This window comes from Paenisporosarcina quisquiliarum (genome assembly GCF_027563315.1).
GTDB lineage: Bacteria > Bacillota > Bacilli > Bacillales_A > Planococcaceae > Paenisporosarcina > Paenisporosarcina quisquiliarum.
In genome coordinates, this window is the sequence record NZ_JAMKBJ010000010.1 from 1 (window position 1) to 20,784 (window position 20,784).

Annotated in this window: 24 protein-coding genes; 7 read left to right on the top strand and 17 right to left on the bottom strand. The window is 40.1% G+C overall.

What is annotated here, in order from left to right; all coding sequences use genetic code 11:
• Positions 1–212: 212 nt before the first annotated feature.
• Positions 213–632 (bottom strand): universal stress protein, encoded by a 420-nt coding sequence (locus M9R32_RS11655; RefSeq protein WP_269926904.1) that lies wholly within the window; start codon positions 630–632, stop codon positions 213–215.
• A gap of 23 nt (positions 633–655) precedes the next feature.
• A complete protein-coding gene (locus tag M9R32_RS11660; protein ID WP_269926905.1) occupies positions 656–2,119 on the bottom strand; it encodes a SulP family inorganic anion transporter in 1,464 nt (487 codons plus the stop codon).
• Positions 2,120–2,294: 175 nt separating this feature from the next.
• Here M9R32_RS11660 and M9R32_RS11665 point away from each other — a divergent pair, with 175 nt between their 5' ends.
• Positions 2,295–2,837, top strand: coding sequence for a recombinase family protein (locus M9R32_RS11665; protein ID WP_269926906.1), 543 nt, complete (start codon positions 2,295–2,297; stop codon positions 2,835–2,837).
• 62 nt (positions 2,838–2,899) lie between these two features.
• On the opposite strand, the gene M9R32_RS11670 is transcribed toward M9R32_RS11665, so the two are convergent.
• The 7 genes from M9R32_RS11670 to pxpB all read right to left on the bottom strand — a co-directional run bounded on the left by M9R32_RS11670 (position 2,900) and on the right by pxpB (position 8,833).
• Positions 2,900–3,742 (bottom strand): DegV family protein, encoded by an 843-nt coding sequence (locus M9R32_RS11670; protein ID WP_269926907.1) that lies wholly within the window; start codon positions 3,740–3,742, stop codon positions 2,900–2,902.
• A gap of 272 nt (positions 3,743–4,014) precedes the next feature.
• On the bottom strand, positions 4,015–4,191 hold the full coding sequence (locus tag M9R32_RS11675; protein ID WP_269926908.1) for a hypothetical protein: 177 nt from the start codon (positions 4,189–4,191) through the stop codon (positions 4,015–4,017).
• Between the two features lie 140 nt (positions 4,192–4,331).
• Entirely contained in the window at positions 4,332–5,105 is a 774-nt protein-coding gene (locus M9R32_RS11680) for a putative hydro-lyase (protein WP_269927011.1), read from the bottom strand.
• Between the two features lie 35 nt (positions 5,106–5,140).
• Positions 5,141–6,346, bottom strand: coding sequence for an NRAMP family divalent metal transporter (locus M9R32_RS11685; protein WP_269926909.1), 1,206 nt, complete (start codon positions 6,344–6,346; stop codon positions 5,141–5,143).
• An 18-nt stretch (positions 6,347–6,364) separates the two neighbouring features.
• Positions 6,365–7,135, bottom strand: a complete 771-nt coding sequence (gene pxpA / locus M9R32_RS11690; protein ID WP_269926910.1) for a 5-oxoprolinase subunit PxpA — start codon at positions 7,133–7,135, stop codon at positions 6,365–6,367.
• Between the two features lie 2 nt (positions 7,136–7,137).
• The gene (locus tag M9R32_RS11695) at positions 7,138–8,148 is read right to left on the bottom strand and encodes a 5-oxoprolinase subunit C family protein (RefSeq protein WP_269926911.1); all 1,011 of its coding nucleotides are present in this window, start codon (positions 8,146–8,148) and stop codon (positions 7,138–7,140) included.
• Complete coding sequence (gene pxpB, locus M9R32_RS11700; protein ID WP_269926912.1) at positions 8,135–8,833, bottom strand: 5-oxoprolinase subunit PxpB; 699 nt, start codon at positions 8,831–8,833, stop codon at positions 8,135–8,137. Before pxpB ends, M9R32_RS11695 begins: the two co-directional genes overlap by 14 nt.
• A gap of 215 nt (positions 8,834–9,048) precedes the next feature.
• Here pxpB and M9R32_RS11705 point away from each other — a divergent pair, with 215 nt between their 5' ends.
• Positions 9,049–9,240, top strand: a complete 192-nt coding sequence (locus tag M9R32_RS11705; protein ID WP_269926913.1) for a hypothetical protein — start codon at positions 9,049–9,051, stop codon at positions 9,238–9,240.
• An 84-nt stretch (positions 9,241–9,324) separates the two neighbouring features.
• Here the strand turns inward: M9R32_RS11705 and M9R32_RS16100 are convergent, their stop codons facing one another.
• Positions 9,325–9,501: a YfhE family protein gene (locus M9R32_RS16100; protein WP_418936246.1), complete on the bottom strand. Its 177-nt coding sequence runs from the start codon at positions 9,499–9,501 to the stop codon at positions 9,325–9,327.
• A gap of 64 nt (positions 9,502–9,565) precedes the next feature.
• The gene (locus M9R32_RS11715; RefSeq protein WP_269926914.1) at positions 9,566–10,765 is read right to left on the bottom strand and encodes an MFS transporter; all 1,200 of its coding nucleotides are present in this window, start codon (positions 10,763–10,765) and stop codon (positions 9,566–9,568) included.
• 392 nt (positions 10,766–11,157) lie between these two features.
• Between M9R32_RS11715 and M9R32_RS11720 the strand changes: the two genes are divergently transcribed.
• A complete protein-coding gene (locus M9R32_RS11720) occupies positions 11,158–11,475 on the top strand; it encodes a winged helix-turn-helix transcriptional regulator (RefSeq protein ID WP_269926915.1) in 318 nt (105 codons plus the stop codon).
• A gap of 63 nt (positions 11,476–11,538) precedes the next feature.
• Here the strand turns inward: M9R32_RS11720 and M9R32_RS11725 are convergent, their stop codons facing one another.
• Positions 11,539–12,657, bottom strand: a complete 1,119-nt coding sequence (locus M9R32_RS11725; RefSeq protein WP_269926916.1) for an NAD(P)/FAD-dependent oxidoreductase — start codon at positions 12,655–12,657, stop codon at positions 11,539–11,541.
• 299 nt (positions 12,658–12,956) lie between these two features.
• The gene (locus tag M9R32_RS11730) at positions 12,957–13,142 is read right to left on the bottom strand and encodes an aspartyl-phosphate phosphatase Spo0E family protein (RefSeq protein ID WP_269926917.1); all 186 of its coding nucleotides are present in this window, start codon (positions 13,140–13,142) and stop codon (positions 12,957–12,959) included.
• A gap of 208 nt (positions 13,143–13,350) precedes the next feature.
• Here M9R32_RS11730 and M9R32_RS11735 point away from each other — a divergent pair, with 208 nt between their 5' ends.
• Positions 13,351–14,412: a saccharopine dehydrogenase family protein gene (locus M9R32_RS11735; protein WP_269926918.1), complete on the top strand. Its 1,062-nt coding sequence runs from the start codon at positions 13,351–13,353 to the stop codon at positions 14,410–14,412.
• A gap of 168 nt (positions 14,413–14,580) precedes the next feature.
• Here the strand turns inward: M9R32_RS11735 and M9R32_RS11740 are convergent, their stop codons facing one another.
• The gene (locus M9R32_RS11740) at positions 14,581–15,591 is read right to left on the bottom strand and encodes an LLM class flavin-dependent oxidoreductase (RefSeq protein WP_269926919.1); all 1,011 of its coding nucleotides are present in this window, start codon (positions 15,589–15,591) and stop codon (positions 14,581–14,583) included.
• A gap of 375 nt (positions 15,592–15,966) precedes the next feature.
• Between M9R32_RS11740 and M9R32_RS11745 the strand changes: the two genes are divergently transcribed.
• The 3 genes from M9R32_RS11745 (at position 15,967) to M9R32_RS11755 (ending at position 18,862) form a co-directional block, all read left to right on the top strand.
• The gene (locus M9R32_RS11745) at positions 15,967–16,941 is read left to right on the top strand and encodes a proline dehydrogenase family protein (protein ID WP_269926920.1); all 975 of its coding nucleotides are present in this window, start codon (positions 15,967–15,969) and stop codon (positions 16,939–16,941) included.
• A gap of 184 nt (positions 16,942–17,125) precedes the next feature.
• Positions 17,126–18,037, top strand: coding sequence for an S-layer homology domain-containing protein (locus M9R32_RS11750; RefSeq protein ID WP_269926921.1), 912 nt, complete (start codon positions 17,126–17,128; stop codon positions 18,035–18,037).
• A 195-nt stretch (positions 18,038–18,232) separates the two neighbouring features.
• Positions 18,233–18,862, top strand: a complete 630-nt coding sequence (locus M9R32_RS11755; RefSeq protein WP_269926922.1) for a YfbR-like 5'-deoxynucleotidase — start codon at positions 18,233–18,235, stop codon at positions 18,860–18,862.
• 300 nt (positions 18,863–19,162) lie between these two features.
• On the opposite strand, the gene M9R32_RS11760 is transcribed toward M9R32_RS11755, so the two are convergent.
• The 3 genes from M9R32_RS11760 to M9R32_RS11770 are packed head-to-tail and all read right to left on the bottom strand — an operon-like array spanning position 19,163 to position 20,762.
• On the bottom strand, positions 19,163–19,750 hold the full coding sequence (locus M9R32_RS11760) for a peroxiredoxin family protein (RefSeq protein WP_269926923.1): 588 nt from the start codon (positions 19,748–19,750) through the stop codon (positions 19,163–19,165).
• On the bottom strand, positions 19,747–20,361 hold the full coding sequence (locus tag M9R32_RS11765; protein ID WP_269926924.1) for a hypothetical protein: 615 nt from the start codon (positions 20,359–20,361) through the stop codon (positions 19,747–19,749). The genes M9R32_RS11760 and M9R32_RS11765 overlap by 4 nt, the downstream gene beginning before the upstream one ends.
• Entirely contained in the window at positions 20,358–20,762 is a 405-nt protein-coding gene (locus M9R32_RS11770) for an OsmC family protein (RefSeq protein WP_269926925.1), read from the bottom strand. Before M9R32_RS11770 ends, M9R32_RS11765 begins: the two co-directional genes overlap by 4 nt.
• Positions 20,763–20,784 lie beyond the last annotated feature (22 nt).

Here is a 20,784-nt window from a genome sequence, read left to right on the forward strand (position 1 = left end):
TGGAAGTTTAAATTATCTTTCACCTTGCCAGTTTTTAAGACGTTTTCAAGAAAATAATGGCCATTCACAAAAGATTAGTCTTTAATTTTTAAAGATGGTGTCTAAATAGAGGGGGCCAAACCGTGAATAAGCATCTTAGAGGTTATCGTAAAAAAAAAACCCATTACAAACTCAAATCAGAATAGATTTGAACATGTAATGGGTCTTTTATGTTATTTCACAACAAGAACAGGACATTCCACACGTTTAACTACCTTGTGACTGACGCTCCCGAGTACCATTTCTTGTAAAGAATTTAACCCGCGACTTCCAATAACCAGAAGTTCATAGTTTTGCTTATTAGCAAATTCAACGATTGCCGGTCCTGGAACACCATGAAGGATTTCCACACGATAATTGATGTTTGCGTTTTTCAATAACTCTTCAACCGGTAGCAACTTTTTCCTGCGTTTCATATCCAATTCCACAGAACTGCCACTGTGGAGGACATCACTTTTCGCTTGTGAATAATCTGCCACTAAAACAACAGTTACAATCGCTTTAGGATTTAACGAAGCAATTTTAATAACTTCCCCTGTGGCACGAACAGAGTGGTTGGACCCGTCTGCGGCTAATAAGATTTTTTGATACACCCTACATACACCCCTTCTTTTGATTAATGCGCGGACATCTTAGCGTCTTTATTGTTATAAATGGCCAACTTATCAACAAGTTGTTGACTAGTAGCATTTAAACCTACCAAAGTTACGTCATTATTGTTCTCATAATATTTTAATACGACCTTATCTATGGCTCCTACACCTGAGTCGTCCCATACATGTGTCTGAGAGAAATCGATGACAATCTTTTCATTTTCAACCGTGAAATCAAAAGCTTCCAAGAAACTTTCTACGGATGCAAAGAATAATTGCCCTTCAACAGTGAAAATTGAAGACTCGTTCATCACTTCTTTTGTGACTGTTACTGTAGAAATTTTCGCTACAAAGAAAATAGCGCTTAATACAACACCCGCAATCACGCCTTTTGAAAGATCATGTGTGAACACGACAATTAACACTGTTACAACCATAACCACAGAGTCAGTGATTGGCGCTTTTTTCAAATAACTAAATGAAGACCAATCGAATGTTCCGATAGATACCATAATCATGATACCAACAAGTACGGGCATAGGAATCTGAACGACTAAATCTCCTAAAACAATAATCAGGAACATGAGGAACAGTCCTGCTATTAACGTTGATAAACGTCCACGACCTCCGGATTTCACATTGATAACGGATTGTCCGATCATGGCACAACCTGCCATCCCACCAAAGAATCCATTGATGAAGTTCGCAATCCCTTGACCACGGGATTCCTTATTTTTATTACTATCCGTTCCAGTCATATCATCTACAATGGTTGCGGTTAATAGTGTTTCGAGTAAACCGACAATTGCCAACGCCAATGAATATGGGAAGATAATCATTAATGTTTCAAGTGTAAAAGGTACATTTGGAATGAAGAATGACGGTAGTGCCTGCGAAATCGCGCCTAAATCTCCCACCGTTCTTAAGTCAAAGTTTGTAAATATAGCAAGTGCCGTTAATAGAACAATTGCAATTAACGGTGCCGGAATGGACTTTAAAAACCTCGGAAGAATGTAAACAATCAACAAAGTAATCGCTACAAACACATAAGTCATGGTAGAAATCCCTAAAAAATGCGGAACTTGCGCCATAAAAATTAATATCGCTAATGCATTTACGAAACCGATCATGACTGCACGAGGAATAAATTTCATCACTTTTGCTATTTTAAAGATCCCAAATAGGATTTGAATAATCCCTGTTAAAATTGTTGCTGCAAGTAAATACTCGACCCCATAATCTTTAACTAATGGAACCATCAACAAAGCCATTGCCCCTGTGGCAGCTGAAATCATGCCTGGACGCCCGCCAACAAAAGCGATAATGACTGCGATACTAAAAGAAGCGTATAGCCCAACCATTGGATTGACCCCTGCTATTATGGAAAAAGCAATGGCTTCAGGAATAAGTGCCAACGCAACTACTATGCCGGCCAAAACATCCGCACGAATGTTTGAAAACCATTCTAATTTTATTCTTTCTAACACTTTTTAATCACCTCAATGAAATAATTTTTTGACTTTTAACTCTCATAAAAGTCACGAGTTAAATCCACGAGATGTAGTGTATCATTTATTTTCCCAAAAAGGAACCATTTTAAAACAAAATTCGAGTTTTTTATGGTAAACTAAACAGGAACCTTGTGAAAAAAGGAGCAAATTTATGAACTACGGATATGTGAGACCTACCCACGATGATTCAGATGCAACCATTCAAATTCAAAGATTATCTAGTATAGAAGGAATACAAATTGTTAAAGAAAAGCATGATTCCGCTAAGAAGAGAATTGCTTTAGACCAATTGATCCAAACCCTTCAACCAGGTGATCGAATCTTTGTTTTCAAACTATATAACTTAGCCGATTCCAGTCGGCACTTAATTGAATTATTGGATGAAGTGGAACAAAAAGGCGCTTCCATACTCTCGATCATCGAGAATATCGATACAAATAAAAAAGAGGGTTATTCTTTCAATTCCATCGTAAGACATCTCGTACAGTTTCAAAGTGATGTCATCAGTGAAAAGACGAAAAGTGGTTTGAATGAGGCTCAAAAAAAGGGCAATACAGCCGGACGCCCGAGAAAACCAGATGCAAATGTACAAAAAGCCATCCTCATGCATGAAAGCAAAAAGTATACTCTATCAGAAATTAAGGAAGCAACAGGCATCAGCAAATCTACTTTGTACAGAAATTTGGAGAATTAAAACCCACCAAAAAGTCGCTAATCCATTTATAGGATTAGCGACTTTTCTTGTACGATCTATTCTTATTCCCCTAGCCAAGCAAGACCGATTGTTCCTCTTCCCGTATGAGTACCAGGTACTGGGCTAAATTCTGTAATAGAAAAAACAATTTGAGGATATTGTGTTTGTAGTTCATTTTTCCATTGAGTTGCTTCTTTCAAGTTGTCAGCGTGGAGGACGGTCACTTCTTTCACGTGATTTTTCTCTGCTTCCAAGTAGTCTGCCATTTTTGCGATGGCACGTTTATGACTACGTACTTTATCGGATAGCATTGCACGGCCTTCGTGGAACTTCATGACAACCTTCATATTCAATAACGTTGCAAAAACAGCTTGTGTACCCGTTACGCGTCCACCTTTGTGAAGTTGTTCCAGACTTCCTGGCGTCAAGAACAGTCGGCCTTTTGCAGGCAACGTCTTGATTTCAGCAACAATCTCTTCAAATGTTTTTCCTTGTTTCTCTAAAGCCACAGCGCGCTCCACCATTTTCCCAAGTGGAAACGATCCAATCTGGGAATCTAGAACAAACGCGTCAACACCCACTTCTTTTGTAGCCGAGACTGCGCCACTATAGGCACCAGTCAATGCGCCTGTCGCATGAATGGCAATAACGTGCTTATATTTGTTTTTAATTTCGTTAAACAGCTCCAGCATTTCACCTGGTGACGGTTGTGATGTTTTTGGCAATTCCTTAGCAGATGCCAACTTCTTATAAAAGTCAGTTGAACTGATATCTACATTTTCTTTGTAAGCGGTTTCGCCAAAGATGACAAATAACGGGACCACATGGATATTATGCTTTTCTATAAATTCTGGTGACAGGGTTGCAGTTGAATCCGTTACCCATGCAATATTAGATTGGTTCATGACCATAGCTCCTTTAAGTAACAATCGATTAAATTATTTTAAGAATCAAGAAATCCCTCTACAGATTTCTTTGAATTTATAAGTATGGAAAGAATCACTGCTTTTGACTAGGGTTATGTATCATGAGTGTGATATGACAAATGTCATGTTTACGGGGAAATATTAAAGATTGTCATCAACTGTACATAATCCTCTCTTCAATTATTCCTTTAAATAGAAAAATCCAAACCAGGACTGCCCCGATTTGGATTTTTACACTGCCCAATGGCAGCTTATGAAAGTTCCTGATATTTTGCTTGAAACTTACCTTCTACTACTTCAGTATGGTACATCGCTTTAAGAGCATAATCTTTTTCAAGCTCATGTTCTTTCATAATTTGCTTCAAACGCACCTTTAGTTCCTCGTTTTCTTTTACGAGTTGCTTCATCTTCGATTTAACGAATTTCATATAAAGGGCCTCCTTTTCAATTTGTTTTGATCACGTCCAATTGACCTTGTATTGCTTATACTAGCACAAAAAAGTACCTCTCAGTCATAAACCAAGAGATACTTCAGAAATTGTGTATGTTTAAATAAACGCAGCTTGAGTTAAATCACGCTCATATGTTCACTTTTTAAATCCGTGATGAACATATGACCTGGTGCATGTGTGATCATCAATGGCGGTTTCATATGCATGGCAATCGCTTGAGGTGTCACACCGCATGCCCAAAACACAGGTACTTCACCTTCTTTGATTGTCACTGCATCACCAAAATCAGGCTGATGAATATTCTGGATGCCAATCGATTCAGGGTTTCCGATATGAACGGGTGCTCCGTGAACAGATGGGAAACGACTCGTTACTTGAACCGCCCGTATGACATCCGCTTCTTTCATCGGCCGCATACTGACGACTGTCGGTCCTGCAAACTTGCCAGCAGGTGAAGTTTCAATAGACGTTTTATACATGGGGACATTGACGCCTTCTTCATTGTGCCTCATTGGAATGCCGTTTTTAATCAATGCATCTTCGAATGTGAAGCTACAGCCAATTAGGAAGCCGACCATATCGTCTGTCCAATACGCTGTAATATCTGTAGGTTCCTCCACAACTTGACCATCGCGATAAATGCGGTATTTTGGCAAATCTGTACGCAAATCTGCTTGAGGTGCAGACATTTTCGGAATATAAGAACCGGCATCTGTCACATCAATGAGTGGACAGGATTTAGGATTTCTTTGACAGAACAGCAGGAAATCAAATGCCAAATCCTTAGGCAATATCACCAAATTCGCTTGAATGTATTCTTCACACAAACCAGAAGTTGGCGAAGAAAACTCACCACTGCGCATCTTTTCTCTGACTTCAGACGGTGTCATCAAGATAAGAACCCCTTTCCTCTGATAAAAACCCTCTATTTAAACAATTGAGGAATGCCTTCAATTAAGGTATACACGCCCATGATCGACATGGCGATTACAATCAGAATGCCAAAAATCGTCATCCACATTGGATGTTTGTAGTCCCCGACAATTTTCGTTTTATATGCCGCAATGAGCATAACGCCTAGTGCAATCGGTAAAATCAAACCGTTTACTGACCCTACAAGCACAAGAATGCTGACTGGTCGACCGACGAATACAAAGACGATCGTCGAAATTGCAATAAACGAGATAATGATTTTTTGATGATGCTTCTCTAACCATGGATGGAACGTACGAATAAATGAAACCGATGTATAAGCTGCACCAACTACTGATGTAACTGCGGCTGCCCACATCACGATCCCGAAAATCTTATAACCAAAGTTCCCAGCTGCCAGTTGGAACACAGACGCTGGTGGGTTTGCAGGATCCAGCTTCAACCCTTGAGATACAACACCCAGCACGGCAAGGAATAAGAAAATTCGCATCAAGGAAGCAATACCGATGGCAAAAATTGAACCGCGTGTAACTTCTGGTAACGCTTCCTGGCCTTTGACACCCGCGTCAATCAAGCGGTGTCCACCGGCAAAAGTGATATAGCCCCCAACAGTTCCCCCTACCAATGTAACAATCGCCAAAATATCAATTTTATCTGGCACAAACGTTTTCACGACCGCTTCACCAACAGGTGGAGATGCAGTAAACATGACGTAAACGGTTAAACCAATCATGACAAAACCTAATATTTGCGCGAATTTATCCATCGCTTTACCCGCTTCTCGGACCATAAAAATACCAATTGCCAGAATCCCGCTTAAAATGGCTCCTGTCTGTGCAGAAATGCCAAATAATACGTTTGTACCTAGCCCGGCACCCGCGATATTTCCGATGTTAAATGCAAGGCCGCCCATAACAATTAAGAGTGCAAGAAAATAACCAAGGCCTGGCAATACATCGTTCGCAATATCTTGTGCTCGCTTTTCAGATACCGCAATGATTCGCCAAATGTTGAGCTGAGCACCGATATCAATAATAATGGAAATCAAAATAACGAAACCGAAACTTGCTAAAAGTGATTCAGTAAAAACGGTCGTTTGTGTTAAAAAGCCTGGTCCGATAGCTGAAGTCGCCATCAAGAATGCAGCACCAAGCAACAAACTACGATTGGTGTTTTTTAAATTATTTTCCTTTTTCATATAGTGCCCCTTTGTGATTTATTTGAACTCTGAAATTTTCCGGATATCAATTTCAGATGTCTTCAACGTTTGAGAAATCCGCCTTGCGAAATCGAGTGCATGAACACCGTCTCCGTGAATACAAACGGTATCAGCCTGGATGGTTACTTCTTTTCCATCGGCACTTGTAACCATGCCTTCTTTAACCATTCGCACAACTTGACCAATCGCTGCATCAGTATCCGTAATGAGCGCATTCGCCTCTTTTCGGCTCGTCAATGTTCCATCAGCTTGATAAGTACGATCGGAGAATACTTCATTGGCCGTGCGTAAACCAATTTTCTCTCCCGCTTTGACAATTTCACTGCCGGATAAACCGAACAGAACTAACTCAGGATTCACTGCATACACGGCTTCAGCAATTGCTTCAGATAATGCTGCATCTGTTGCTGCCATATTGAACAAAGCTCCGTGAGGCTTGACGTGTTGCATCACGCCTCCTTCGGATTTCACAAAACCGTATAACGCTCCAATTTGATAGACCACGAGTTCGTATGCTTCTTGAGGAGACACAAACATATTCCTTCTACCGAATCCCGTTAAATCCTGAAATCCGGGATGCGCGCCGATGCCCACGCCTTTTTCAAGAGCGAGTTTGACCGTTTTGCGCATCGTGGAAGGGTCGCCTGCATGAAATCCACACGCAATATTGGCCGATGTCACGAAATCTAAAATCTCTTCATCGTTCCCCATTTTGTAAGCGCCAAAACTCTCGCCCATGTCACAATTTAAATCGACTTGATACTTCATTTTCAGGATTCCTCCTTAAATTTAAGCGAAATGGATTTCGATAATTCATCGATTAATTTTCTCTGTTCAATCAACGCTCGCTGTGCTTCTTCCAGAGATATTTTTTCAAATCGAATCTTTTCCCCTGGCTTCAACTGGCTCACTTTCGGTAAATCTACCGTAACAACTGTACCGATTTTCGGATATCCGCCGGTCGTCTGACGGTCAGCCATTAGGATAATCGGTTGTCCGTCAGGCGGGACTTGAATGGAACCAAAAGAAACCGCTTCCGACAATAATTCTTTCGGTTCTTTTAAAGTAAGTTCCGTTCCTTTCAAGCGATAACCCATCCGATCGGAATCTGATGTAATTTGATAGGATTGTTCCAGAAAATCTTTCTGGCTATTTTCATCGAATAAATAGGCTTGTCTTCCTTCGGTGACTCGCACCGTCGCTTCCTTTTCGTAAGTAGGTATTGCTTCAGAATTCAACGTCCATTCCGCTTGCGCAAATGTAGTTTCATCCACATCTTTAGCGAGTCTATCGATAAAACCTTGCACATGTTGAGGAGCATCAGCAATCGGAATAACGTCTCCTTTTTGCAAGGCTCTTCCGTTGAACCCTCCGATACTAGCTCTTAAGTAAGTGGACTGACTGCCCATCACTTCAGGTACATCAATTCCTCCGGCAATCGCCATATACGTTCGGCAACCGCAAACAGGCTTGCCAAAAGTTAGCTTGCTCCCTTTTCTCGCAAGAATCGGACGCCACATTTTTAGTTGTACTCCATCAATCGCTGGTGATAGATTCGCCCCAGTTAATGCAAATAAACAGTCAGCAAGAAACGTTATTTGTGGCCCCATCAATGTGATTTCAATTGTTGCTTTTGTCTCTTCATTACCAACCATTATGTTCGCCAGTCGATGTGCATATGGATCCATGACGCCACTTGCAATCACACCATATTTTTGAAAACCATTCCTGCCCAGGTCTTGAACAGTCGTTTGCAAACCTTCTTTATCAATCTGCAGCATGAGTCTTCTCCTCCCATTCTGCATACTCCGTTTCTGTTATCGGTTTGAAGACAATGAAGTCGCCTGCTTGCAGTAAGCTCGGGATGTCTTCATTTGGAAGGAAAAGATCCATCGGCGTCCGACCAATTAGTTGCCAGCCACCAGGTGTTTCAATGGGATAAACGCCAGTCTGCATTCCTGCGATGCCAACAGAACGCTCAGGAATACGCAACCTTGGGGTCGAACGTCTTGGAGCTGCAATTTTTTCGGACATGCCTCCAATAAACGGGAACCCTGGTGCAAATCCAATCATATTCACTTCGTAAGTACTTGAAGAATGAATGGCAATCACTTCTTCTACCGATAATTGATTATGTGACGCTACGAACTCTAGATCCGGTCCATGTTCCCCGCCATAGCACACGGGTATCTCAATGGTGCGTTGCTCTACTGTTTCTGAAACGTTTTTCTCGAGTAAAATGTTTTTTAGTAAATTCTTCATATCTTCAAATTGATGATCAACAGTCACTTTATAAAAAACCGTAACGGTCGTAAAGGCTGGGATGACTTCTACAACCGATTCAATTGATGCTTGTTCGATACGTTTGGTAATTGATCGTACCAGGCTGGTGCTTTCTTTTGTAATCTCTTGTCCAACCTCCAGGACAATGGCTTCGTCTCCAAGTGGTGAATAATTGATGTCCATTTTTTCACTTCCAAACGTTTTCTGAAATATAGGATTATTATAAAGAAGATAATATTGGGACACAACCGTAAGTTAATAATCATGCAAATATCCTATTGGAAATACATATCTATTATTTTTTCATGGGAACATAGGATGAGATGTTTGAAGTTCTGCATTTGGGGAATTAACTTACTACAACACTTTTCACTAAAATTAACAGGAGGCGTTTAACAATGAAAAGAAATACTATGGCAATGGCAGCACTTGGACTTGGAGCGGCTTTCCTAATGCGAAACAAAGATTCTAGAGAAAAATTGAAAGGCCAAGTCAACGATTTCACGAAAAGTGGAAATGGCAAAGGCATGCTTGATCAAGTATTAAATTCCTTTGATAAGAAAAAGTCGACAACATCTACTACAATGTAAGTTTACTATTAACTTGTACTGTATGAATATTGTATAAAAAGAGGCAAATCCAAAGTTGAAACTCAACCTGGATTTGCCTCTTTTTTAATGAAAATTCTTATCGCCTTTTTTTTCGTCCTTTTTGGTAATGCCTTTAACGCCTTCTAGTCCACTCGCTTTATCAGCTTTGTTGAACTCATCGTTATACAGCACTTCTTGCGTGGCGGACAAACCGTTATTTTCTTCAGACATTTGTTGATGTGGAGGTTTTCTCTCACTCATCTTTGCATTCTCCTCTCTTATCTATTGAAAACATTAGTTTGTCCTTATTGAACTTCCTTTATTCTTAAACATCTCTTTTCTCAAGGCGCAGAGATACAGCAGTTAGTATAACCGCACCAAAAACCATGATTCCGCCGACCCACGGAGTATGCACCAAACCAATCGTATCAATCACTACTCCACCAATAATCGAACCTAATGCGATTCCAATATTAAATGCGGCAATATTCAATGCAGAAGCAACGTCAACCGCAGTCGGAACATATTTTTCAGCGAGTTGAACAACATAGAGCTGCAATCCTGGCACGTTCATAAACGCTAGCAGTCCCATTAACATGATGGCAATTAACCCAGCAATTTTAAATGGAATCATAAAGGACATGACAATCATGATGGCTGCGTGCAAGATAAACATCCAAAATAGCGCTCGTGCCGGATTGTGATTTGCAAGCTTTCCTCCTATTGCATTCCCAATAGCAACAGCAATTCCATATACCAATAGAACAATGCTAATTAATTTTGAATCAAGCTTTGTGACTTCTTGTAAGATTGGCGTTAAGTACGTGAATGCTACAAATGTTCCTCCGTACCCAAGTGCCGTAATAGCCAATCCGAGTAAAAGACGTGTGTTTGTGACAAGTTTAAACATATCCTTGAATTTCGCAGGTGGCGATTGTTCCAGGTTTTTCGGAATTAACAAAGCACTCGCTACGACCGCGATAATTCCAAGAATCGCAACGCCCCAGAATGTTGCACGCCAACCAAAAGCTTGTCCGATAAATGTGCCAAGTGGTACTCCTGTAACTGTAGCCACAGTTAATCCCGTAAACATTAACGCAATGGCACTTGCTTTCTTATTCGCAGGCACTAATTGCACAGCAATGGTTGCTCCTATTGAAAAGAAAACACCATGTGAAAATGCCGTAATAAACCGGGCGACCATTAACAGTTCAAATGATGTGGACAAGGCGGCAACGATATTTCCTACTATAAAAACAAACATTAAAGAAATTAACAGCGTTTTTCGGCTCATTCGATTCGTAAGTGCAGTTAATATTGGTGCACCCACTGCTACACCCACCGCATAACCAGAAATCAATAAACCTGCAAGTGTAATTCCGATATCCAAATCCTTTGCAATCGAAGCCAATAATCCTACTGGAACAAATTCAGTCGTTCCGATTCCAAAGGCACTTATCGCAAGTGCCCATAACGCTAGCTTCCCATTTCTTGCTGTATTTTCAGCTGTATGTGAATGTTTCATGTATGAATCCTCCTATTTTTTATTGATGGCATGTATCCGAGTTAGTCGAAAATGCATTTGTGCAACCTGGAAGGCTGTTCTGTCTACCTGGAACACGCTTCTGTCTACCTGGAGATCAGTTCTGTCTACCTGGAACCAACAGGCTTCAATTCTGGTCATCCATTAGGTCTTTCTGGAGCTTAACTCGCCGGCAAAACTTATTATGCACCCTTGCTCCATTAATGAACAGTACGCACTTTTAAGTAATGTAGGCACTTTAAAGTACCTATATCCTTTTAAAAGATGCTAGGGTAAAGTGGGATATGTTAGAATGCGATTAACTAAAACCATACACATAGTTAAGGATGATAGGTTCTTTTTGGAGCCTTTGAATTTATAGAGGAGGCACAGCTATGGCATATAATATACCTGTCGAAGCGACGCTGGACGTAATTGGTGGTAAATGGAAAGTTGTAATCATGTGCCATTTAATTAAAGGAGAAAAACGGACGAGTGAATTAAAGAAGCTCATGCCGACCATTACACAGAAAATGCTCACGCAACAATTGCGTGAGCTTGAGCATGATGGCGTAGTGAACAGAATGGTGTTTGATCAAGTTCCACCAAAAGTCATTTATTCGTTAACTGAGTACGGATGGTCATTGCGTCCAATTTTAGACGCCATGTGCGCTTGGGGAGAACATCATATCGAAGTCATTGAAGAAAATTAAACAAACGAACACCCCCGCAGAAAATACATCTACGGGGGTGTTCGTTTATTTGAATTTATTACATTAGTCCGCAATAGCACCTGACACATCATATAATGCCAAATCGATTTCAACTGGTTCATAAAGCGCAAGTTTTGCAAGTTGTGCACCAAGGAATGGCCCTACCGTTAAACCGGAAGCACCTAGCCCGTTAGCGAGAAGAAGCCCTTCCCAGCCTGGTACCCGTCCGATAATCGGTAGGAAGTTTGGTGTAAATGGGCGAAAACCTACACGGGTTTCAACAAATGTACTGTCCGCTAAACCTGGTGCCACTGATAAGGCTTTGTGAAACACTTCGTGTAAACCACCTGCAGTTACGCGGAGATCAAAGTTTTCATGGTCTTCATGGGTTGCGCCAATTACCACTTGGCCGTCATCAAAAGCAAGAATATATTGATCATTTGGAGGCATCACAACCGGCCAGTCATCCGTTTGCGAATTCTCGATTTGAAGATGAACGATTTGTGCTTTTTGGGAAGATAATTGTAACTCGATGCCTAATGGTTCCAATAAGTAATCCGCCCAAGCTCCAGCAGTTATCATTACATTTTCCGCAGCGTAATGTTCGTTGCCGACACGAACACCTGTGACAGCTGCATTTTCGTGTTCAATTTCAGCAGACCCGTGAATGAAAGTTGCTCCATGTTTTTTTGCAGCCCGGACTAAGGATTGTCTCAGTGCTCTGCCGTTTACGCGAGCCGCTCCACTAACAGACACTGCGCTAAATTCTTTAGCTAAAGGAGGAAATGCAGAGCTCGTTTCATCCTGTTTCATTAGCCGTACCTCTCCAATTTCTGGTGCATCCTCTCTTCTTGCAACAGCTCGTTCTTCCATTTTAATCAGTTTACTTTCGTCGGTATGCAGACTGATAGCCCCCACACGTTTGTAACCCGTTTCCGTTTCCCCGTCCTCTTCCAATCGGCCAATCAGTTCCTCGTAATAGGCGGCCCCACTCTTAGCAAGTGAGTACCATGCCTTGTTACGTCTTTGTGATAGCCATGGACAAATTATGCCCGCCGCGGCGTCCGTTGCCTGTCCTTTATCATGTCGATCCACGACAGTTACTTTCGCACCTGATTTAGCTAGATGATAAGCGGTGGACGCTCCTAATATTCCAGCTCCAATGACGATGTAATTTTTCATGAAAACACCTTTTTTCAATAGATTTCCTAAAGTCATTTTACACGTTTACATTCCATGACTCAAAGTCCCTCGATTAGCTCAGGTAAAGCTTTCCCAAGAATAGACCGCAATGTGCATTTCCAGGGAAATAATAACGATAAAAACCCTTGTTGAGGTTCAAGGCTTGGCGGCCTTCACTTCAACAAGGGTATACTTCCTATATGGCATCCTTTGATTGATTAATTAGTTATAGTTCAACAGTTGAGAGTATCTAGATGAGCGAATCAAAAAATGTCGTTAATGAAAGATACAGTGCAGATTCACCCTACTTCTTGGTAAGGAAACATGCCTTGATATTGGTTTAAAAGGTGATCAAGTTCTTGGCTGCAAGTCACAACCAAAGTATGAGTATAGCCATACTGCTTTGCCTTTCTATACATATCTTTCTTTTTACGATTAATTTGTTTCAACAATAAATGCTGCTTATACACCGTTTTCGTTCTCATCTTTTTGCATCCTCCAACTGTTTAGTAGCTTTAAATTTAATGTTAATGTTGTATGGTGATAACCATATTCACAATCATGTATTATCTCTTTAACCATTTTTATACTTCATTAAACTTAATTTTTAAAAACTTTTATTAAATATTCAAATTTTTTATTTCCGGAAGAAAATCTTAAGTTTCCTGTCCGGTAGAAACGGGGGTTTTTAGAATGAACGGTACTTGGATGATTTACGGCGCTAATGGTTATACAGGCGAGTTAATAGCGAGAACTGCAGTCGAACAAGGTCTGAAACCCATATTGGGCGGTCGAAATAAGGAAAAAATCCACGCTCTTGCCCGTGAATTAGGACTTGAAAGTCGTTTGTTTTCATTAAATGAATCAGCTAATGTCCAAGAAGGTCTTGCAGGAGTTGACTTGGTTCTTCATTGCGCAGGCCCATTTTCTCAAACTAGTGCCCCTATGATTGAAGCATGTATAAAAGCTGGGGTTCATTACCTTGATATCACAGGAGAAATTGGGGTATTTGAACATGCCCATGCACCAGCGCAATCAAATCGTGCGCAAGAAGCAGGAGTAGTCATTTGTTCAGGTGTAGGTTTTGATGTAGTACCAACAGATTGCATAGCGCTAAAGTTGAAGGAGTTGCTGCCAAATGCCACGCATCTTTCCCTTGGCTTTGACTCTGATTCAGGCATATCACCTGGCACCTTTAAAACAATGCTTCAAGGGCTTTCATCCGGTAGTGCAGAACGGAAAAACGGGATCATTACTGAATTTCCCCTCGGTACTAAACATCGGTTTATCGACTTTGGCAAAGGTTCCCGTTCAGCAATGGCCATTCCATGGGGTGATGTATCAACCGCTTTTTATACGACAGGCATCCCAAATATCAACACATGGATTCCTATGCCCACTTACAAAATAGTTGGTGCTCGTTCGATGAAATGGCTGAAACCCATCTTGGCAAAGCCGATGCTTCAAAAAGCTTTAAGAACCTGGGTTGATAAATCAATCACTGGACCTGATGAAGAAGCACGGAAAAATTCTCCCGCTTATATTTGGGGTGAAGCCACAACTGCAACTGGTGAAAAACGGACCGTTCGCATTCAAACCGCAAACGTCTATAGTTTAACTGTTTATGGAGCTCTCGCTATCACAACGCGGTTGCTCGAAACAGACCTGCCTGGAGGTAGTTATACGCCAGCTACTTTGTTTGGTTCAGAGTTGATTGAACAATTGCCAGGATCGGGTACTTTTCAGATAGAATAATTCATCAAGAGAAAACTGATTTTCAATAAATTTTAGATTAAAAAATGGACAAAGAAACGAACGCTTCTTTGTCCATTAACTATCAGCTCAATTTGGAAGAGTTACTTCAAAAACTCATGAATTAGATAACAAAAAACAGTCCGGAATGTCGGCCTGTTTTTTGTCTTATTAAAGTTCGTCCACAGCTTCTTTCAGTATTTCATAAGAACGTTTTCTTGCTTGCTGATCGTAAATGTAGGTTACTGCCATTAATTCGTCTACTTGGAACGTATCCTGGAATTTTTTAAGTTGTTGCTGAATTGCGTTCTTGTCACCTTTAAAGGAATAAGCCGACATGCTGCGGACTGCACTTTCTTCAAATGAGTTCCATAAACCGTCCATTGATTCTACCGGAGGTTTCAAGAATTCTTCTGTGCGTCTTACCACGTTTAGATAGAAACGGTCTGTTGAAGTGGACAGTTTTGCTGCTTCCTCATTTGTATCAGCCGCTACAACATTCACACAAACCATAACGTAAGGTTCGCTTAAATACTCAGATGGTGTAAATTGATTACGATAAATCTGAAGTGCTTGCTCCAGTTGGGCAGGTGCAAAATGAGCTGCAAATGCATAAGGCAATCCAAGCCTTGCAGCCAGCGAAGCACTTGATGTACTTGAACCGAGAATATAGATCGGTACATCGGCATCTACGCCAGGAAAAGCACGAACTTCACCTTGATGCTCCATGGATTTAAAATATTGTTGCAGTTCAACGACATCTTGCGGAAACGCAAAAGCCGTTTCCTGTGTCGTACGACGAAGTGCATGAGCCGTACGCATATCTGTACCAGGTGCCCGGCCTAAACCTAAGTCCACCCGTTTTGGATAAATGGCCTCCAATGTTCCAAATTGCTCTGCCACTACTAAAGGTGCATGATTCGGTAACATGATTCCACCTGAACCCACTCGAATTGATTGGGTATTTTCCAATACATGTCCAATAAGAACCGAAGTGGCCGAACTGATTACTGCAGGCATATTATGATGTTCGGTTAGCCAATAACGTTGATAACCAAGTTTTTCTGTATGTTGAGCTAAACTGACTAAATTCCCAATTGCTTGTTTATGTGTTTGTCCTTCAAGTACTGCAACCAAATCCAGGACGGATACTGGAATAGATTTTTTATTTACTGTCATCATCAAAATCCTTTCGGCAAGCTAATATCTTGAGTTGATAATATATCGTAGACTATCTTTCATCAAGCTATCTGCCTGTGAGAATTTCTTGCCTCATTACGAACCCACTGAATTCTCTTTAGGATGTGTATTGTAGGCGTTTTCAGCCACTAAAATTCAGTTATTTCTGATATCGTTCTGTTGTGATGTTTTTCAGATACTATTGAGTAGAAGGTGTGCAATTATAAGGAAAGAATTTCCGTACAATCTCGATATGTTTAGTGTACATGTTCGTGAAAAAAGATTTATAATGAAACGGTGTCATGATTCACATGATAGGATTAGTGATTTTACGGATGCAAGACAACATATAATGAATATTTTTCAGGAGGCAAAATCATGTTAAAAGATGTATTTATGGCTTTATCCAAAAACCAATTGCTGACGAGTGCAGCTAAAAAATATGGTTTGAAATTAGGCGCACAAACAGTTGTAGCTGGAACAAATGTTGAAGATACTATCAAAAGCATTCGTGAGTTAAACGCGTTGGGCATCAGTGCAACAGTTGATAACTTGGGCGAATTCGTTTTCGAAAGATCAGAAGCATTGAAAGCGAAAGAAAGCATTTTGGAAGTAATCGAAGCGATTCAAGCTAATGGCGTGGATGCTCACATTTCTTTGAAACCAACTCAGCTTGGTCTCGATATCGATTATGATTTCTGTTACGAAAACTTATATGAAATCGTTGCAGCTGCAAGTAAGTATGATATGCACATCAACCTTGACATGGAAGACTACGGTCACCTTCAACCTTCATTTGATTTAATAGACACTCTTTCAAAAGAGTTCAGCAATGTCGGCACAGTAATTCAAGCTTATTTCTACCGTGCACAAGACGACATCGAAAAATATAAAGATATGCGTTTACGCATTGTAAAAGGCGCTTATAAAGAATCTGTTGAACACGCATACCAAACAAAACAAGAAATTGATGCCAACTACATCAAACTGATTGAATATCATTTACTGAATGGTAAATTCACATCTATCGCAACACATGACCATAACGTCATCAACCATGTGAAGAAGTTTGTGGAAGATAATCAAATTTCAAATGACAAATTTGAATTCCAAATGTTATATGGTTTCCGCAAAGACATGCAAGTGGATTTAGCTAAAGAAGGATACAACTTCTGCACGTACGTGCCATTTGGAGACGATTGGTATGGTTACTTCATGAGAAGATTGGCTGAACGTCCGCAAAACTTGAATCTTGTTGTAAAACAAGTCTTCAACAAACGTACAAATACAGCTATCGGCGTCTTTGCTGGCGCATTTGCATTGAGCCAATTAGTTTCTAAAAAGAAGAAGTAATTTAATGGTACTGCCCTTTTTTAAGGGCAGTTTTTTTATGCAAAGTCTTATTGTTATGCCATTTCACGGTGTCTTTAGGCTCAATTAATAAATCCCTCAATTTACCTGTATTTATACAAAACTATCCATGGTAAATTTAGATGTATTTGAAAATAGTTTTACCCATTATTAGGAGGAAAAATGAATGTTTACTAGTATTAAAAAGTTGTTCGCTACAAGCTTAGTAGCTATTCTGGCAGTTTCTGCTATCGTTCCATCTGCTTCTGCAGCGGAACACCAATTTACGGATGTTAATCCAAGTTATGATGAAGCAGTCAGCTTCTTTTACGAATATGAATTAATTAAAGGAACAACGACTACTACTTTTGGTACAGACTTAAATATCAAACGTGGAGACGCTGCTGTAATTTTGGCAAACACGCTTGGTCTTGATGTCGAAGGTGCCCCATCTGCAGGCTTCAAAGATTTAAACCCACGTGTTAAAGGTGCAGTAGATGCATTGGCTGATGCCGGAATTATCTCAGGAGTAACTAAAGATACATTCGGCCCAGATCAATTGTTGAGCCGTGGCGCAATGGCTAAGTTAATGAATCTTTCATTCGAATTGGAAGAATACGCAGAACCAACACCATTCACAGATGCAGTAGGTGTATTTACGCCTCATATTGAAGCTTTATATGGCTCTGGAATCACGAATGGTAAAACGGCAACTACATTCGGCACAAATGATAATATCAAACGTGGTGAATTCGCCAACCTTCTATACAATACAATTATGTTCTCATTCTATATGCCGTTTGCAGAGTCAGCGACAATCCTGACTCCGACAACGATTGAAATTAAAATGGAAGAAGCTGCACCTGAGCAATATTCAGTTACAGACCTTGCAGAAATGTTCTACATTGAAGCGTTTTTCCCAAATGGTTCAGTGAAAGATCTTCAATTTGTCGGTACGTCATTATCTGAAGATCGTACAACTCTAGTAGTTGAACTATCAGCAGACAGTTCATTGGCTGGCAAAAAAGGCAAAATCGAAATCGACGGAATGAATGAACTTACTTTCGATTTCACAGCACCTGTTGTGGAAACTAAATAATAAACAAAACTCATCCTCTAGAAGTAAAAGAGGATGAGTTTTTTTGTGTTAAATGTCACGACCAGATCGATTTTTACACATTGTATAGAAAGAAGCGTTTAATCTGTGAAATTGGTGGAAACCACTTATGAAAGACTTTTGTACATACAGATTACACGTTGACATGAACCGTCAGCTTAAAGGAGAAGAGATACAATGGGAATTCATCGATTTTTTACAAGCATGAACGATTTGGAGCGAATCATTCGCTGTCCAGGCAAATTCAAATTTGAAGAACATAATGTTGCCGCACATAGTTGGAAAGTGTCGCAATACGCCATGTTTTTTGCGACGATTGAAGAAAATAACGGAGAAGTCATCGATTGGAAAGCGCTTTATGAGAAAACAATCAACCATGATTTCGCAGAAGTATTCATCGGAGATATCAAAACACCAGTCAAACACGCCTCGCCTGAGTTGAAGCAAATGATTGCCCATGTGGAAGATAAAATGATGGAAAAATTCATTTTGGAAGAAATCCCGGAAGAATTTCAACCTGTTTTCTTTCATCGCATGAAAGAAGGTAAAGATGCTTCCATCGAAGGCCGGATTCTTGAATTTGCCGATAAACTCGATCAGTTTTATGAATCCTTTGCAGAATTGAAACGAGGCAACACTGACCCAGAATTTGTCTTGATGTATCAGGAGGCATTGACGAAATTGCTTAAATTGCCTCTACCTGCAAGTGTCGCTTATTTCCGGGATATTATGCTCGAAGACGTGAAACGGGAAGATACGGCCCTCGATGTCAAAGCATTCACCCTTAAAGTACTACAGGCACCGTGACATATATATCCTCTATCATCAACAAACTGGAAACATATCTATAAATTGATGTCTAGCCAGTTTAAATACCCATGTTAAAATTAAAGAGTAGACGGAAGAGGATGCGCATCGTCTTTCGTCCTACTATTTCACAACATAATGTTTCAACACATAACCTTCCTGTTTTGTGTTATGTGGTCTGTGTTAAAAAACGTCCGGAGTGGTTGCCGGACGTTTTTTTATGTGTTTTTTTCTCATCAAATAAGGCTACTTGTGCACGACAAAGTTTTATCTTCCAATCCTCTTTGATGTCCACTTTATTTAATTCATTTCGTCCGTTAAGCTCTTCATCATCTCTTCATCCATTGGACCGACAATCTTATTTGAGATAACTCCATTTGTATCAATCAGATAGCTGGTAGGAATGGTGAAAGCTTGATACTGGCGACCAATAACTCCTTCTTCATCAAGGGGAATTTCAAAGGTAAGCTCGTACTCTTTAACAAAGGACTCAATGGACTCCTTTCCACTATCTATATCTGTCAAATTCACGGCCAAGATTTCAATACCGTCTTCTTTGTTTTCCTCATAGAATTTTTGCATATGTGGCATCTCCGCTTTACATGGCGGACACCATGTTGCCCAAAAATTTAATATTACTTTTTTGCCTTTATAATCGGATAGCTTAACTGACTCACCTTTTAGGGTGACTAATTCAAAGTCTGGCGCAGTCTTTCCTATTTCTACCCCAGATGAATCCGACACGGCAACATTCTCAGATGATGTACTTCCATTTTCTTCACTAGCTACGTCCTTTTTTTCTTCACTTGAGTTAGGTTCCCATAAATTTACGATGACAATAGCGACTGCCAATAAAATAATCGCGATGGATAAAAGGTTTTTATTCAAGTTTTAACCTCCTTCGATTTCTTTGAAATTAAGAGTGCAGTAATCCCCATCCATAAGAAGGTTAATGATTCCTTCTCGAAAATGGATTGAAAAATGCTCAATAGCAGCAACTCCAGCATGATCATCAATAATAAAATTCGATTTAAAAAGTGCATTCTTCTCTTTTTCAGCATGACTAGAACAACTAAATATCCCGCCAGTACACTAAAGTGAACAACGGTTTCAGTCACATTTTTTTCTACTAGATTGATTACAACTTCATAGCTGAAAAAGTAAAGCAGAATTATTTGAGGTGCCTCCACATAAATGTTGGGGTGTTTCTTCCCTGCAATAAAATGCAGATAAACGGTAAGAATCGCCAAAGCTAGGAAATGCCCTTTTGTTCCTCCATTAAAAAAGATAAGGGAGAGTGGTGTTTCCATAAATAGTTCAAAGTTGAAGAGGATATAACTGAGTTTCCATACAAGAAAATAGAGAGAAGCTCCATTCCAAACCCATTCTCCGCTTTTATTGCCTATAGCTCTACTCATGAAAAAGCTGAATACCAGTGCTAAAAGCACTGCAAGCCACATTGCAGGTACATTAAAGCTACCCAATTGAAAAAAGGTCAACTGACATCACCATTGATTGTGGAAGTCTTGATCGTGAAAGTTAGCTCCATCGAATTAATAACTGATTGAATCATTCCACAATTCTTGACGACTAAATCAGTTATCTTCTGTGCATTTTGTTCGCTTAACGGTTGGTCTGATTGGACATAGGCAGTGATGGAAAGTTGTTCTATTCGATTTGCGTGATCCGGATTTCTGACAGATGAGACTTCCATCTCTATCTTTTTATGCTCAACCCTTTTCTTTTTCAAAATATTTCCGAGCAAAGTTCCGCTGCATCCGATTAAAGAAGAGACAAAAAGCTCATATGGTCGATAACCAATTGTGTCGTTAGGCGAAATTGGTAGCGATCCGAAACCTAATTCGCCAACTATTTTTTCATTTTCGATTGTAAATTTCATTCAGAACAAACTCCTTTCAAAT